The organism is Mesotoga sp. UBA5847 (assembly GCF_002432735.1).
Taxonomy (GTDB): Bacteria; Thermotogota; Thermotogae; order Petrotogales; family Kosmotogaceae; genus Mesotoga.
This window is the reverse complement of record NZ_DJGL01000053.1, coordinates 1-15,241: the sequence shown is the minus strand read 5'-3', so window position 1 is coordinate 15,241 and position 15,241 is coordinate 1. Positions and strand designations below refer to the sequence as shown.

Genomic DNA, 15,241 nt, shown 5'->3' with positions numbered 1-15,241 from the left:
ACGTAGGCCGACCGAATTCCACCATTGACCGGGCACGCATTGTGACTTTACCGGAGTCATATAGCATCTGCCATCGACATTCCTCAAATCGTAGGCTGATGGGACAACACCGGCAACCCCTACCCGGCCGGCCATGAGGAAGACAAAGCAAAGGCAAATGATCGAAAGCGAGAGATATTTCAACTTTTTGAGGTTCAGGGGTATCCTCCTTCCAGACAAACCGTGCTGATCGCCATGATGGTACAGTAGCATTATGAAATAAACGGAATGAAAAATAGCTTTCATCTTCGGTCACAACCATATTCATCCCTTGTTTGTCTACTATTCCTCACTTACTTGTCTTACTCCCCTGGGGGTGACCAAAGACCTCTGCTCTCGTCGAATAAAGGAGAACCAACAATTCGTAACCTTTGAGTCTGGAATGGTTCTTTCTAAAGAAAAGCGCGAGACAGCCTGAAAGGAGTGGTTGTTCAAGGATGATCAGTTGTAAAGTCTGCAAATACCATTTCTCAATTCCGCCGTTGATGTGCTAGATTGTGAAATATAGGTACTTTTTATGTTAAATGAAAGGATTGCTGACTATGAAGAAGTTTGTGGCCGCAGCTATTCAATTTGAAGCAGAACCAATGAGGGTGGCAAGGAATCTGGAAGCTGCATATCGCTGGATAACCAGGTGCAAACAAGAAACGGGAGCCTCGCTGATAGTTCTGCCTGAAAGCTTTACTACGGGGTTCACCCCGCTCGGAAACGCGAATTCGCTTTGGGATACCGTGGAACCAATTCCCGGCCGTCTTACACATGAGGGAGTGAAGTGGGCTCGTGAATTTGGGATATACTTGTGTTTCCCCACCTATGAACGCGGAAGAGAGCGAGGGGTTATATACAACAGCGCTGCTATTCTCGGCCCCGAGGGAATTCTAGGAGTATACAGGAAGACACATCCTTTCCCCACGGAGAGACTGTCGGCGGGAGGTTGGACAACTCCTGGAGTCGATCCGTTAGTTGTTTCGACACCCATTGGCAACATCGGTGTGGTGATCTGCTATGATGGGGACTTTCCCGAGTTGGCAAGAGTTACGGCTCTTAAGGGGGCGGAAGTAATCTGCAGGCCCTCGGCATTTATGAGATCCTTTGATCAATGGGAGCTCACGAACAGGGCGAGGGCGTATGACAATCATGTTTACTGGGTTGCTTCGAATCTCGTTGGCAAGGACGCAAGCGGAGCGAATTTCTTCGGCTCGTCAATGATAGTCCACCCTTCTGGAGCAAAGCTAGTTCAGGCTTCAGGGTGTGAAGAATTCGTTTCTGCCGAACTCGATGAGGATCCGATTAAGAAGATAGTTCCTGGGACGTCTAGAGACCAGATCTTCGACCACATAGAAGACAGAAACCTAGATTCGTACAGGGATATTCTTGCTGAAGGAAAAAGCGTGTTTGAACCTTCAAAACGAATTCCGTACAGGAGGAGATAATTTTGGGTAAACCCCTTGAAGGGCTTTTCGTATTAGATCTTACCCGTGTTCTAGCGGGACCGTTTTGTACGATGCTGCTCTGCGACATGGGCGCAGCTGTTGTCAAAGTTGAACGACCCGATGGGGGCGACGATTCGAGATCATTCAGCCCCTTTGTTGGTGAAGAAAGCGCTTATTTCATGAGTATAAACAGAGGAAAGAAGAGCATTACTCTCAATTTGAAGACCGAGGAGGGAAAGAAGCTTCTCGAAAGGCTGATCGAGAGATCCGATGTTCTGGTCGAGAATTTCAGACCGGGCGTTTTCGAAAGGCTGGGCTTCTCCGCCGAAAGGCTGAAAGAGATGAATCCGAGGCTCATATATACTTGTTCTTCGGGCTTCGGGCACTCCGGTCCCATGAGCCAGAGAACAGCCTATGATTTGATCATACAGGGATTGAGTGGAATCATGAGTATAACCGGTCCCGATGAACAGTATCCAACGAAGGTAGGAAGCTCCATTGCAGACATATTTTGTGGAACATTTGCGTGTATAGGAATACTTGCGGCACTTCAGAGTCGAAACAGCACGGGGTCTGGACAAAAAGTGGATGTTGCTATGCTAGATAGTATGGTCGCTGTCTTGGAGAACGCAATAGCAAGATATGCGGCAACCGGAGAGATTCCGACTCCAATTGGAAACAGGCATCCATCAATTGCGCCATTTTCTTCCTTTGAGACTCTGGATGGAATGATAAACATAGCTGTGGGAAACGATGGCATCTGGAAGAAATTCTGCAAAGCTATCGAAAGAGCAGACATCTGCGAAGATCCGAGGTTTGCGAATAACCCGTCAAGGGTGAAGAATATCGATCAGTTGATGGAGATTATAGGAGTTCAGCTTAAGAAGAAAACATCCAAGGAATGGCTCGGCACCTTTGAGGCACTGGACATCCCCTCGGGCAAGATAAACAACGTCGCTGATCTTTTTGAAGACGAGCAGATCAAAGCAAGAGAGATGATTGTCGAGGTAACTCACAGGAATGGAACTGTGAAAATGCCTGGTGTGCCAATAAAGTTCTCTGAAACACCGGCATCAATTTCCGGACCTGCGCCATTACTCGGTGAGCATAACGAAGAGATCTATTCGGGAATGCTGGGAATAAGTCTAGAGGAGATTGAAGAATTGCATGAAAAAGGGGTAATATGATTCTTCTTTATCCTTTTCAGAGAAGCGCAGATTGGGGAAACAAAGTCGAAAAGCTTACTGTAAGAAGTGCTTATAGAACGGCCTTGAACCTGATGGATCATTGCGGGAGAAGATACTCTGTCTTGCTCGACCCTGAGGACTATCTTCCAAGATCGTCATTAATTGAGGCATTTCCTCCCCTTGAGGTAGGTCAAGAGATTAGGGTCGGTATTGACGGTGCCTCTGTGGGCTTTGATCCATCTCAAATCGACGGTTTACCGGATAAGAAGCTGAGAGGCCTTTGGCTTGAATGGTTGGAGTTCATGGATGCAGAGGAGCTTAGCTGCCTTCATGAAGCTATTGATGAACCGGAGAGATTGATTGGACTTGGACCGGGGTATACACCGGCAGGTGATGACTTTTTGGTTGGCTGGATAATGGCTCTCCGTTTCACGGGTAGAAAGAAGAGCTTGTTGACAATCGAAAGAGAGATGCTTGATCGAAAAACGAGCTGGTTCTCGTCAGAAATGATAAAGGATGCTCTTGAGGGTAGATTCTGGAAGAGAGGAATCGAACTGGTTTCAGCTATTGCAGACGGCGATGCAACCCGGGTACTTGAAAAGACAGACAGTATCACAAAATGGGGTCATCTGTCGGGAAAGGCGTGGCTTGCCGGCCTTGCCTATGGACTTGAACTTGGTGAATGACTGTATTAGAGATATTGTTAGGCTTAATGGGAAAGACTAAGATAAGTCGTTCTATCGGTATCGATAGGTTTCGGAATCAGGTCGGAGCAACGGGGATTTTCTTGAATTACCTTTGTTGCTTGTGGAGGTTCAAATGAAGAGAATCGAGGTCGTGAAAGGCGAATACTACGATAGCGTCACTCTGATGCTTGTGGCTAAGGAGCTTAAGAAGATTGAGGGAGTCCATGATGCTTCGCTGAATATGGCAACAGAGGCAAACATAACCATCATGAGAGCGGCCGGGTTCGAAGTAGACACGGGTTTGCTTTCACCCGACGATCTGCTGATCGGAATCGACTACGAAAGAGAAGGGATGGAGGACATCTTCGAAAGGGCCCGTTCCTATCTTGCCTCGCCTCCCTGGAAGAAGGAAGAGAAGGACACCGAGTATTCACCGGCAACTCTTCAGGGAGCTCTCTCTGTACTTCCCGAAAGCAATCTTGCTCTCATTTCTCTGCCCGGTAGATATGCAGCAGCAGAGGCTATGAAGGCCCTCAAGAACGGTTTGAACGTAATGCTTTACTCCGACAACGTCACAATTGAAGATGAGATTGAACTTAAACGTTTCGCGGAGAACAACGATCTAATCGTAATGGGCCCGGATTGTGGTACAGCTGTTATCAATGGGAAAGGACTTGCCTTTTCTAACGTGTGCCCTACAGGTCCGGTTGGAATTGTCGCGGCATCAGGCACCGGTCTTCAAGAAGTCATGGTGCAGCTCTGCCGCCGGGATGTTGGCGTCAAGCATGGAATTGGAACCGGAGGCAGAGACGTGAAGAAGTCAGTTGGAGGAATATCATTCCTGAGAGGCATACGAGAACTGGCAAAAGATCCCGACATTTCACTGATTGTAGCCGTTGGAAAGCCGCCTGCGCCGGAAGTAAGAGAGAAGATTCTGGCTTGCCTCAAAGAAACACAAAAGAAGAGCGTGATTTGCTTTATGGGAGATGATCCTAGAAAAGATGAAGACGAACTCTTCTACACTACGGAACTTGAAGAGTGCGCAGTTGTGGCCGAGGCCCTTATAAAAGGCAGAGACGTTTCTATGGCTCGAGATAAGTTGAAGGCAGAGTACGTGAAGTTGGCCGGAAAGAGACCTGTAGGCGTGGTTCATGGAAAATATGTAAGGGGGCTTTTCACTGGCGGCACTCTCTGTTACGAAGCGCAGTATATAGCTCAGGCACACATAAATCCAATCTACGGAAATGCTCCGTTGAGGGAAGATCTCAAACTGGAGAACAGCTTGAAACCAGTCGGACACTCATTCATCGACTATGGCGAAGACGAGTTCACTCAAGGGAGATTACACCCCATGATAGACCCATCCTTCAGGGCCGAACAGGTGAAACAGCAATCCGAAGACCGTTCGGTAGCTGTCATCCTTTTCGATGTTGTCCTCGGGTATGGAAGTGCTGATAATCCTTCGTTCGACGTTGTTGAGGCAATCAAGTCTGTAAATAGAGAAACAAAACCGATATATATAGCTTATGTCTGCGGGACCGACGGGGATCCTCAAGATCTTGGCAGGCAGAGGGCCCTGTTGGAGGAAGCAGGTGTTATAGTCTGCGAGAGCAATGCAAGAGCAGCTCTTCTGGCTGCCAGTTTAGTTTCGAGAAAGGAGCGTTGACTATGTCCTTCAAAGATCTACTCGATAATGGTCCGAAAGTAGTTAATCTTGGGATGGAAAGATTCTATCTCGATCTTCAGGATCAGGAGGTACCCGCAGTGAAGGTCAACTGGAGACCTCCTCTTGCGAAGAGCTCACTGATGGATAAATTGAGAAAGTCAAGAGGTGAGGAAGTTGAATAGTATTGAAATGGCAAACTCCATCGCATTTGAAAGGCTTCTGAAAGCCGAGCCCCATATTGTAGATCTCGGCATGGCAAAAGATGTTATTCCGGACTTCAAAGAGAAGATGATACTTCATGCAGGACCGCCAATAACCTGGGACAGAATGTCGGGACCTATGATAGGTGCCGTGACCGGTGCGATCCTTTATGAAGGCTGGGCCGAAACTCCGGAGAAAGCAAGGGAGTTTGCTTCGAAAGGAAATATCTCATTTGAACCTTGCCATCATCATAACGCTGTCGGCCCAATGGCAGGGATAATATCCCCTAACCTGCCGGTTTGGATCATTGAGGAAAAGAATTCTGGAAAGAGGAGCTATGCAACGCTGAACGAGGGACTCGGTAAGGTCTTGCGAATGGGAGCGTTCAGTGAAGAGGTTATTGAGAGACTGAACTGGATGCGAGAAGTTCTGTATCCTGTCTTGAGAAGCGGGGTCCGGAAATTCGTGAACGATAACGGGGGTCTTAACCTTAAGAGTCTTATATCTCAGTCTCTACACATGGGGGATGAGCTTCATAACCGAAACAGGGCAGCTACTTCACTTCTCATTCGTACCCTCGTACCTTCTATGATTGATGCGGAGGGGAGCAACCCTGATCTCTCCAGAGTCGTTAAATTTGTGGCGGGAAATGATCATTTCTTTCTTAATCCCGGTATGGCGGCGGCAAAGGTCTCGCTCGACAGTGTTGGTTACGTCGAAGGATCGAGTATGCTCACCATAATGGCTCGCAACGGTACAGACTTCGGGATCCAGATCGCCGGAATGAAGAACAAATGGTTCACCTGCCAGGCAGCCTTGCCCGATGTCTTGCTCTTCCCTGGCTTCACAAGGGAGGATGTCAATCGAGACATAGGAGACAGTGCGATTATGGAGACTTACGGCTTAGGTGGTTTTGCCCTGGCTGCGGCCCCTGCGATCGTCCAGTTTGTTGGAGGTACGCCTCAAGATGCAGTGAACTACACAAAGGAGATGTATGAAATCTGTATAGGAGAAAACAAGCACTTCACAATTCCCGCACTGAACTTCCGTGGAACTCCCACAGGAATTGATCTAATCAGAGTTGTGGAGACAGGCATCACGCCTATCCTGGATACAGGCGCAGCTCATCGAGAGGCCGGTAAAGGGCAGGTGGGTGCCGGAATTGTTAGGATGCCTTCTGAAGCTTTTGTAAAGGCAGCGGAAGCGTTCGTCGAGGAATATTCCAAATAAAGGAGGAAGAGTATGATACCGAAAAACTGGGACAAGATCAAGATTTACGAGTTATCTCAACCGATCAGTCATCTGACACCGCCATGGCCAACTTATGAGCCGCTTCAGATCAAATTCTTCAAGAGGTTGGCTCCAAACGGTGCGAACGGTCAACTTCTTACTCACTCTAACCATGTCGGGACCCATCTGGATGGTTCGCTGCACTTTTGCACTCATGGTAGAGACATCGCAAGCATACCTCTGGACGAACTCGTTGCGCCAGGAGTTATCGTTGATCTCTCGGACATTGCAGAGGATTACGGGATCTACACATCAAAGGACATAGAAGAAAGAGTGGAAGTAAGAGAAGGCGACATCCTTATCATCAACACAGGGTATCACAAGTACGCTTACGACCAGCCTGAGGCAGACGAAGTAAGATACATGATCAAACACCCTGGGCCGACAAGAGAGTTTGCCGAGTGGTGCAAAAAGAAGAAGATAAAGTGGATAGGAGTTGACTGCGGTTCTGCCGACCATCCAATGAATACAAAGATCCGTGACTGGATGCCTGTTCAGGCGAAAGAGTGTGACCGCTATATGCAGAAGAAGTATGGTAAGTCCCTTCAAGAGATCTTCCCCGACGAGGACTACCAGCTTATGCATGTGCTTCTCTTCCCGTACGACATTATTCACGCCGAGAACGTTGGTGGAGAGATAGACAAAATATTGAACAAGAGAATGGTTATCGGGTGCTTCCCGTGGAGATTTGTCGGCGGAGAGTCTTGTATTAGTAGAATAGTTGCGTTCGACGAAGAGGAATAAATCCAACCGAAAGAGTGGCGATATGAATGCATGATTTCGTTCTGGAAAGGCCGCGCTCACTTTCCGAGGCCCTGGATGCACTTGGACGTCATGGAAAGAATGCCATAATCAAGAGCGGCGGTACTGACGTTATTGTCTGGCTACATAAATCCATAAAGGAGCCGGACTATATAATCGACCTAACGGCAATCGAGCAGCTAAAAGGAATAACGATAAACGAGGACAATGTGGAAATCAGGGCGCTCGTAACTCTTAGTGAGATTATAGAAGACAGCTCAATGAAACGTTACTTCCCTGCGCTGGTGAAGGCTTGCAGGGCACACTCGGATCCACTGATAAGGAATCGGGCAACCGTTATAGGCAACGTCTGTGCTGCGGTTCCTTCCGGAGATATGATAGCTCCTCTGGTATGCTATGACGCCAAAGTTGAAATCACAGGATCAAACGGCACCCGGAAAGTCCCGGTATCCGAATTCATAATCGGACCCAAGAAGACCTCACTGGCAGTCGACGAGGTTGTGACAGGAATAAGAATCGCCATACCCGTAGTTGAAACAAGCGGTTGCTATCTCAAAGCAATCAGAAGAGAGGCTCTGGATATAGCTCAGGCAGCCGTCTGTTGTACGCTCTTCAAGGGGGATAACAGGGAGTTCAGGATTGCCTTCTGTGCCGTATCTCCCAGACCACTGAGAGCGACGGAGGCGGAAAAGCTCCTCAATTCTTCCGGTAATATAGATGACAGGGTTATCAAACGAGCCGCAGAGTTTGCAGCTGGAGCTGTTGATCCCATTACGGACGTGAGAGCATCCAGAGAATACAGGATCGACATGATTGCCGAACTAACGAGCAGGGCGATTTCTTGTTGTCTGGAAGGTCCCGTGGAAGAAGGTGTTCGCAGATGAAAGACAAGCATGTGACTCTGACACTCAACGGCCGAAAAGCCACCTTGATAGTCGAGGACAGAACGACCCTTCTCAATGCTTTGAGAGAATACGGTGTTACAAGCCTGAAGCGAGGCTGCGAAGAGGGAGAGTGCGGAGCATGCACGGTTATCATAAATGGACTTCCTCAAAAGTCTTGTCTTGTCCTTGCGCGAGAAGCCGAGGGTGCGGAAGTGCTAACAGTAGAAGGGCTTGTCAAAAAAGGCAGGCTTCATCCGATTCAGCAGGCCTTCGTAGATGAAGGCGCAATACAGTGCGGTTACTGTACTCCGGGGATGGTCATGACAACCTATGCATTGCTCAAGAAGAATCCGTCTCCTTCTGAGGAAGAGATAAAAGAAGCTCTCTCGGGAAATATCTGCAGATGCACGGGTTATCTCTCGATTATCCGGGCGGTCAAGAAAAGTGCCGCCATTCTCTCCGGAAAGGTTAAAGGAGGTGAGTTGCGTGAAGACGATTAAGACAAAGACAGGAATTGGGAAGTGGTTGCCAAGAAAGTATGATCTCGAGAAGGTGGAGGGCACACTTCAATTTACCGATGACCTCAGGTTCGGTCCCGAACTGCTTCACGCAGCGGTCGTACGCTCTTCTATAGCACACGGAGAGATTCTGAAAATCGATTCTTCAGAGGCACTGGAAATTCCCGGTGTACTTAAAGTCCTGATTGGAGAAGATTTTCCACATCACTTCGGTCTATATCTAAAGGATAGAACGCCCATGGCAATTGGGAGAGCAAGATACGTTGGAGAGCCCGTTGCGCTAGTTGTTGCCGAAACCGAGCAGGCCGCGAGAGAAGGGGTCAAGAAGGTGAAAGTAACATACAAAGAGCTCGAAGCTATCTTCGATCCGGTTAAGGCAGCTACCACAAATTCAGTGCTTGTTCATCCCGACCTCCACAAATACGAGCACGTAGACTTCATTACTCCTCAGCCAAATACCAATATTGCCAACTGGTTCAGGATAAGAAAAGGAGATACCGAAGCGGCCTTCAAGAATGCGGCTCACGTCTTTGAAGAGACGATTACGTGTCCTCAGATTGCTCATGGTTATATTGAAACGCTGTGCTCAATTTGCAAGCAAGATCCCGCATCTGGAGAGATAATGATCTGGACCTCGGCGCAGTCCCCCTTCACAGTAAGAGACATAATCGCCAAGGGGATAAAGTATCCACTGAACAAGATTCGGGTGATCGCGCCTCCGATAGGCGGCGGCTTCGGAGGAAAGGCAGGGATGACTATCGAGGCTCTCTGCCTTGCAGCAGCTATGGATGAGGATCTGAAAGGAAGGCCTGTAAAGCTTTTCATACCAAGAGAAGAAGTCCTCTTGACCTCGTGGGTCCGCCAGGGATTTGTGGCTAGAATCGAGCTTGCAGTCAGTGAAGACGGCCTGATGCAGGGTATACGCCACACATTCTGGTTTGACACGGGAATCTCTGCCGAATATGGAGCAAACCCGGTTAGAAGCGCCGGCTACACATCAATGGGAGCTTACAATATTCCGAACGTCTGGTCGGACTGCTATGCAGTTTACACAAACAAGCCATTTGGAGGTGCTTACAGAGGGTTCGGTTTGCCGGAGCTAATGAGCGCACTTGAAGTCGTGGTTGATATAGTCGCTCACAAACTGAACATAGATCCAGTTGAGTTCAGAAAGAAGAACCTTTTGAAGAAGGGGCAGACTACCTGTACCGGAATGCCGATGCATGACCATGCTCTCGACAAAATAATCGACAAGGTTGCAAAGAGCATAGATGTCCTCAAAGAAGAGCCTCCAATAAGAAAGGGCTGGAAGAGAGGGAAGGGAATCGCGCTGGCAATAAAGGCGCCCGCAATTCCCGCCGACGCTTCTTCATCAGCCATTGTCAAACTCAACGGAGACGGAACGGTTGAGGTTCTTGCCGCCACAATGGATATGGGTCAGGGAACGTATAGCGCTTATGCTCAGATAGTCTCCGAAGAACTAGGGATTCCGTATGATTGGATAAAGGTCTACTATCCAGATACACAGAGCCATCCTTACGACTGGCAAACTGTAGCAAGCAGATCCTGCTGGTCGATGGGCATGGCGGTAAAGCGAGCTGCAAGCGAGCTAAGAGAGAAGCTCCTCGCTCTTTTCTCCGAATACTGGCAGACGCCTGTCGAGACGATAAGCATAGAGCATGGAGTCGTTAAGTGTCACAAACTTGGCAAGAGCGAAAGGATTGACGAAAGAGTTCAGAACGGTTTCAAAATGTCAGACGGAATTCTGAAGGGCGGCCCAATAATCGGAAGCGGCTCATTTACACCGCCTGACTTGATCTATCCCGATCCAGACACCGGGCAGTCTCCCAAGAGTGTCGTTCACTTCACTCTTGGCGCAGTGGGAATAGATATGGAAGTCGATCCGGCGACTGGGAGAATCATTATAAACAAAGTTTGTGCGGGTTACGATGTCGGCAAAGCTATCACTCCAATAAACATCAAAGGTCAGATTGAAGGAGGAACAGTTCAGGGTCTTTCTGCCTGTCTAATGGAAGCTATGATCTACGATGAATATGGAAGATTACTCACTCCAGACTTCACGGATTACAAGATTGCCACGATAAAGGATATTCCAGGTGAGATCGATGCTTTCTGGGAAGAGACACCAGAAGAGATTTCACCTTACGGAAACCGCGGAGTCGGTGAACACTCGATGATAGCCCCTGCACCGGCAACAAACAACGCATTGTTCAGGGCGACTGGTATGCGAATTCACAGTTACCCGCTCAGCAGAGAAAGAGTTTACAAGGCTTTGAAAGCTAAAGATAAAGGTGAGACTGATTTCTGGGAATGGCCTTATGCTCTTGATCTGGCTTATGAGCGAGCTAAGAAGGAATGGTGAAATAAGAGCGTATTTTGTAAGAGATCGAAACAATCTCCAATTCATTGAAGCATCCGCCCTGCGCGGATGCTTTGTTTAGATTTCTAGTTGTCGATCTTGCTTGACAAGTTTGAAATGTATTGTATTATATTATCTATAAGCGGCTATAACCGTTGAGAAGGAGAAGAAATCTATGCCTGGTACAACTTCAGAGCCGGGGATTACAGAGTAAGACGCTTTTCTAGGACAGATTGCCTGCCCAGTCTCTTCACAGGCACTCTTCAAGTTTTTCAATTCTTAAAGCAAATATTGACAGATACCCTCATAATTGAACTATATTATTCGACGAATACTTCAAGACAGGAGGAGACGAAGTATGCCAAGGTTTGAAGAAGTAGACCTTAGACGCCCTGCAGCTGATAGAGAAGAAGAAGTACTCTCCTATTGGAGGCAAGATGATCTAGCGAACAGAAGTGTCACTGTTAGGGAGGGGAGCCCCGAGTTTGTTTTTTTCGAGGGTCCGCCTACTGCCAACGGTATGCCCGGAATTCATCATGTAATTTCGAGAACGTTGAAGGATGCAGTCTGTCGCTTCAAAACGATGCAAGGATACAAGGTGAAGCGAAAGGCCGGCTGGGACACGCATGGTCTTCCTGTGGAGATCGAAGTTGAAAAGCAGCTGGGCTTCTCTTCGAAGCAGGAGATTGAGGACTTTGGCATAGAGAAGTTCAATCACAAGTGCAAAGAATCCGTCTGGAAGTACGAAAGTCAGTGGAAGAAAATGACAGAGAGAATCGGTTACTGGATAGATATGGAGCACCCGTATATAACGATGGACAACGACTATATAGAATCTGTCTGGTGGATCCTGAAGCAGTACTTTGACAAAGACTACATATATGAGGGCCACAAAATAATGCCGTATTGTCCGCGATGCGGTACTCCCCTCGCTTCTCACGAGGTTGCTCAGGGCTATAGAGATGAGACTATTGACTCTATATACGCGAAGTTCCGACTGAAAGGAAAGGAAAACGAGTACTTCATAGTATGGACGACGACTCCATGGACGCTTCCTTCTAACGTTGCTCTAGCAGTGAATCCCAGATTCAACTACGTAAAGGTTGAAGCGATGCTGGATACCGGCGAAGTCGAATATTACTACCTGGTCAAGGATCGCCTCAGTGCTTTGCTCGGTGAAGAAGGCAATTACAAGGTTATTGAAGAACTCAAAGGCAAAGATCTTGTCAATCTCGAGTATGAACAGCTGATCCCTTTTGCCAGCGTAGACAAGAAGGCATTCTTTGTGGTTTACGGGGACTTTGTCTCTCTTGAAGACGGCTCGGGTATAGTGCATATGGCTCCTGCCTTTGGAGAAGATGACAACATACTCGGAAGGAAATTCAATCTCCCGCTTCTCCAGCTTGTCGACAAGGAAGGTAAGATAACAGAAGAAGTGAAACCGTGGGCAGGGATGTTTGTAAGGGATGCCGATCCACTCATTGTTCGTTATCTGAAGGAGAGGAATCTGTTATTCAAGAAAGAGCGTTTGACCCACTCCTACCCGTTCTGCTGGAGATGCGATACGCCGCTTCTCTACTACGCAAGAAAGTCGTGGTACATAAAGACTACAGAGTATAGAGATAAAATGATCGAAGTGAACAACACCGTGAACTGGTACCCAAAGTTTGTTGGGGAGGGCCGCTTCGGTAACTGGCTCGAAAACATGGTAGATTGGGCCCTTTCGAGAGATAGATACTGGGGAACTCCTCTAAACATCTGGAAGTGCGATGAATGTGGCAAGTTGACTTCGGTTGGATCACGAAAGGAACTGGTAGAGAGAGCGGTCGAGAACATATCAGAAGACATCGAGCTTCACCGCCCATATGTAGATGACGTTCATTTAAGATGCGAATGTGGTGGACAGATGACTAGGACCCCCGAGGTCATTGACTGCTGGTTTGATTCAGGGGCAATGCCAGTGGCCCAGCATCACTATCCATTCGAGAACAAAGACAATTTCATGGGAGAGCTATTTCCAGCAGATTTCATCTGCGAAGGTATAGATCAGACTAGAGGCTGGTTCTACTCCCTCATGTCGATTTCTGCATTCCTCTTTGGCCAGTCTCCTTACAAGAACGTTCTGGTTAACAATCTGGTTCTAGACAGGACCGGTCAGAAGATGTCGAAGTCAAAGGGAAATACTGTTGATCCGTCGGAGATAATCGAGAAGTACGGTGCAGATACACTCAGATGGTATCTGCTGGCCGTCTCGCCACCCTGGGTTCCCACAAAGTTCGATGAGGACGGGGTGAAGGACACTTACAGCAAGTTCTTTGGAACCCTGCATAGTGTATTCTCATTCTTCACAATGTACGCAAATGTTGACGACGTTGACCCTGCGAATTTCGACTTGCCTGTTCCTGAAAGGGAAGAGGTTGACAGATGGATAATGTCCAGACTGAACACTCTGGTAAAGGAAGTGACAGAGCTTCTGAACAATTATGATCTTACGAAATCAGTGAGAGCGATTCAGGACTTTGTCGTCGAGGAAGTCTCTAACTGGTATGTGAGAAGGACACGAGACAGATACTGGACCAGCGAACTCGACAACAGCAAGAAGGCAGCCTATCTCACGCTTTATGAAGTACTGCTGACCATCGCAAAACTCATGGCGCCAATTGCACCTTTCACGGCCGAAGAGATTTTCAGAAACCTTACCCACAAGGAAAAGGAGTCTGTGCATCTGGAACTGTATCCGGTTGCCGACGAGAGCTTGATCGAGCCCGAACTCGAAAAGAGAATGGCCACAGTCATGGACATTGTGACACTGGGTAGAGCATGTAGAAACAAGGTCCAGATAAAGGTCAGGCAACCTCTGCCGAAGATTCTAGTGGATGGGAATATAAGAAAGATCGTCGAGTCAATGCGCGAGCTGATCCTCGAAGAGATCAACGTCAAGAACATAGAATACATTGAAGAGCTGGGAGACTATGTGAACTATGAAGTCAAGCCGAATTTCAGAGTTATGGGTCCTAAGTTCGGCAAAGATCTCAAGTCGATCAGCAATGCCCTAAGGTTAATGAAACCTTCTGAAGTTGTCGCAAGAGTCAAACACGACGGCAAGATCTCCGTTGAAGCTAACGGAAGGCTCTTCGATCTGACGGAAGAGGATCTGGACATAAGAATACAGGAACTGGAAGGCTTTACTTTCGAGATGAGCAACGACAACTTTGTCATTCTCGATACCGAACTCACTCCCGATCTTCTGCAGGAAGGGCTTGCAAGAGAAATGGTTTCGAAGATACAGACAATGAGAAAAGAAGCCGACTTTGAGATTACAGATAGAATCACTGTAGCTTACTTCGGGCCCGATGCTCTTGTAGAAGCAATAGAGACATTCAGTGATTACATAAAAGAAGAGACGCTTTCAAACAGCGTCAATTTCCAGGAGGGACTCGATACCGGGACCGAATGGAACCTAAATGGTTACAACACCAGAATCAAGGTAGAGAGAGTCTAGACATATGAAAAAACCGGGAGCTTCATGCTCCCGGTCTCTTATTGGAATGTGAATCAGACAGTGAGCTTAACTATGATCGCCGGATCAAGAACTCTGAAAGTAAATGATTCCGTTATGAAGAGCTCTACCTCATCGTCTGTGCTGCTTTGATAACCGATTTCGAAATCTCCGCCGATTACCATCTCAAGATCGTCGTGATCCTTCGGCAGAAGAAGCGCATCTTTCAACACTCTGCTGACCACAATCTCACTTCCCAGGAAGGACTCGATTCTCTTCACCAGAGGATAACCGGAAACATGTGAGTTCAGCATAGACATAGTATCTGGATTGACCACAAGGACAAACGGTCCGTCAGTGAAGTTGTCTTTCAGAACCTGGACTGCTCTAGACAAAGACTCAATGATTTCATTTGGCTTCGATCCGAGAGGAATGGGGTCGTTTTCGCTAGCTTCAACGATTCCCTCGACTGAAGCCTTTTCGTAGCCGTTATAGATGACTCTCTCTTCAAAGAGCGCGATTTGCTTAACCGCATCTTCAAGAGGTGCAAGATCTGAATCCTTTGCGCCTCTTTCTATATCATCCATCTGCCACCGCACCAGCTTGAACGGGATTCTAGCCTCTATTAGAGGTTTTGCCTTTCTCAAGCCCACCCCGATTTCACCTTCTCTATCCACGTATTCACCCCCCAGGGGA

The 15,241-nt window shown here is 47.8% G+C and carries 13 protein-coding genes; 11 read left to right on the top strand and 2 right to left on the bottom strand.

From position 1 onward, the window contains the following. On the bottom strand, nt 1–285 hold a 285-nt coding region (locus B3K91_RS05560), incomplete at its 3' end, for a hypothetical protein (protein ID WP_292594240.1). A gap of 296 nt (nt 286–581) precedes the next feature. Between B3K91_RS05560 and B3K91_RS05555 the strand changes: the two genes are divergently transcribed. The 11 genes from B3K91_RS05555 to ileS all read left to right on the top strand — a co-directional run bounded on the left by B3K91_RS05555 (nt 582) and on the right by ileS (nt 14,548). Next, nucleotides 582–1,472 carry a carbon-nitrogen hydrolase family protein gene (locus B3K91_RS05555; RefSeq protein ID WP_099829320.1) on the top strand — a complete coding sequence of 297 codons (891 nt, stop codon included), beginning with the start codon at nt 582–584 and terminating at the stop codon, nt 1,470–1,472. Nucleotides 1,473–1,474: 2 nt separating this feature from the next. Further along, nucleotides 1,475–2,659: a CaiB/BaiF CoA transferase family protein gene (locus B3K91_RS05550; RefSeq protein WP_099829319.1), complete on the top strand. Its 1,185-nt coding sequence runs from the start codon at nt 1,475–1,477 to the stop codon at nt 2,657–2,659. Then, the gene (locus B3K91_RS05545) at nt 2,656–3,345 is read left to right on the top strand and encodes a DUF2877 domain-containing protein (RefSeq protein ID WP_214061308.1); all 690 of its coding nucleotides are present in this window, start codon (nt 2,656–2,658) and stop codon (nt 3,343–3,345) included. The genes B3K91_RS05550 and B3K91_RS05545 overlap by 4 nt, the downstream gene beginning before the upstream one ends. Nucleotides 3,346–3,478: 133 nt before the next feature. Then, complete coding sequence (gene fdrA / locus B3K91_RS05540; protein WP_292592721.1) at nt 3,479–5,011, top strand: acyl-CoA synthetase FdrA; 1,533 nt, start codon at nt 3,479–3,481, stop codon at nt 5,009–5,011. A gap of 2 nt (nt 5,012–5,013) precedes the next feature. Then, nucleotides 5,014–5,193 (top strand): hypothetical protein, encoded by a 180-nt coding sequence (locus B3K91_RS05535; protein WP_292594237.1) that lies wholly within the window; start codon nt 5,014–5,016, stop codon nt 5,191–5,193. After that, complete coding sequence (locus tag B3K91_RS05530; protein ID WP_214079397.1) at nt 5,177–6,442, top strand: DUF1116 domain-containing protein; 1,266 nt, start codon at nt 5,177–5,179, stop codon at nt 6,440–6,442. The genes B3K91_RS05535 and B3K91_RS05530 overlap by 17 nt, the downstream gene beginning before the upstream one ends. 12 nt (nt 6,443–6,454) lie before the next feature. Beyond that, entirely contained in the window at nt 6,455–7,246 is a 792-nt protein-coding gene (locus B3K91_RS05525; protein WP_099829314.1) for a cyclase family protein, read from the top strand. Between the two features lie 26 nt (nt 7,247–7,272). Beyond that, complete coding sequence (locus B3K91_RS05520) at nt 7,273–8,148, top strand: FAD binding domain-containing protein (protein WP_214079396.1); 876 nt, start codon at nt 7,273–7,275, stop codon at nt 8,146–8,148. Beyond that, the gene (locus tag B3K91_RS05515; protein WP_099829312.1) at nt 8,145–8,648 is read left to right on the top strand and encodes a (2Fe-2S)-binding protein; all 504 of its coding nucleotides are present in this window, start codon (nt 8,145–8,147) and stop codon (nt 8,646–8,648) included. Before B3K91_RS05520 ends, B3K91_RS05515 begins: the two co-directional genes overlap by 4 nt. Further along, entirely contained in the window at nt 8,635–11,049 is a 2,415-nt protein-coding gene (locus B3K91_RS05510) for a xanthine dehydrogenase family protein molybdopterin-binding subunit (protein WP_292594234.1), read from the top strand. The genes B3K91_RS05515 and B3K91_RS05510 overlap by 14 nt, the downstream gene beginning before the upstream one ends. Before the next feature lie 355 nt (nt 11,050–11,404). Beyond that, complete coding sequence (gene ileS / locus B3K91_RS05505) at nt 11,405–14,548, top strand: isoleucine--tRNA ligase (protein WP_292592730.1); 3,144 nt, start codon at nt 11,405–11,407, stop codon at nt 14,546–14,548. A gap of 53 nt (nt 14,549–14,601) precedes the next feature. Here the strand turns inward: ileS and B3K91_RS05500 are convergent. Continuing rightward, nucleotides 14,602–15,241: family 1 encapsulin nanocompartment shell protein (locus B3K91_RS05500; protein WP_292594231.1), on the bottom strand; the 640-nt coding region annotated here is incomplete at its 5' end.

Bases quoted from the DNA above. Each gene is read 5' to 3' on its own strand.
- B3K91_RS05555 (WP_099829320.1), top strand. From the start codon at position 582: ATGAAGAAGTTTGTGGCCGCAGCTATTCAATTTGAAGCAGAACCAATG.
- ileS (WP_292592730.1), top strand. From the start codon at position 11,405: ATGCCAAGGTTTGAAGAAGTAGACCTTAGACGCCCTGCAGCTGATAGA.
- B3K91_RS05520 (WP_214079396.1), top strand. From the start codon at position 7,273: ATGCATGATTTCGTTCTGGAAAGGCCGCGCTCACTTTCCGAGGCCCTG.
- B3K91_RS05515 (WP_099829312.1), top strand. From the start codon at position 8,145: ATGAAAGACAAGCATGTGACTCTGACACTCAACGGCCGAAAAGCCACC.
- B3K91_RS05535 (WP_292594237.1), top strand. From the start codon at position 5,014: ATGTCCTTCAAAGATCTACTCGATAATGGTCCGAAAGTAGTTAATCTT.
- B3K91_RS05525 (WP_099829314.1), top strand. From the start codon at position 6,455: ATGATACCGAAAAACTGGGACAAGATCAAGATTTACGAGTTATCTCAA.
- B3K91_RS05545 (WP_214061308.1), top strand. From the start codon at position 2,656: ATGATTCTTCTTTATCCTTTTCAGAGAAGCGCAGATTGGGGAAACAAA.
- fdrA (WP_292592721.1), top strand. From the start codon at position 3,479: ATGAAGAGAATCGAGGTCGTGAAAGGCGAATACTACGATAGCGTCACT.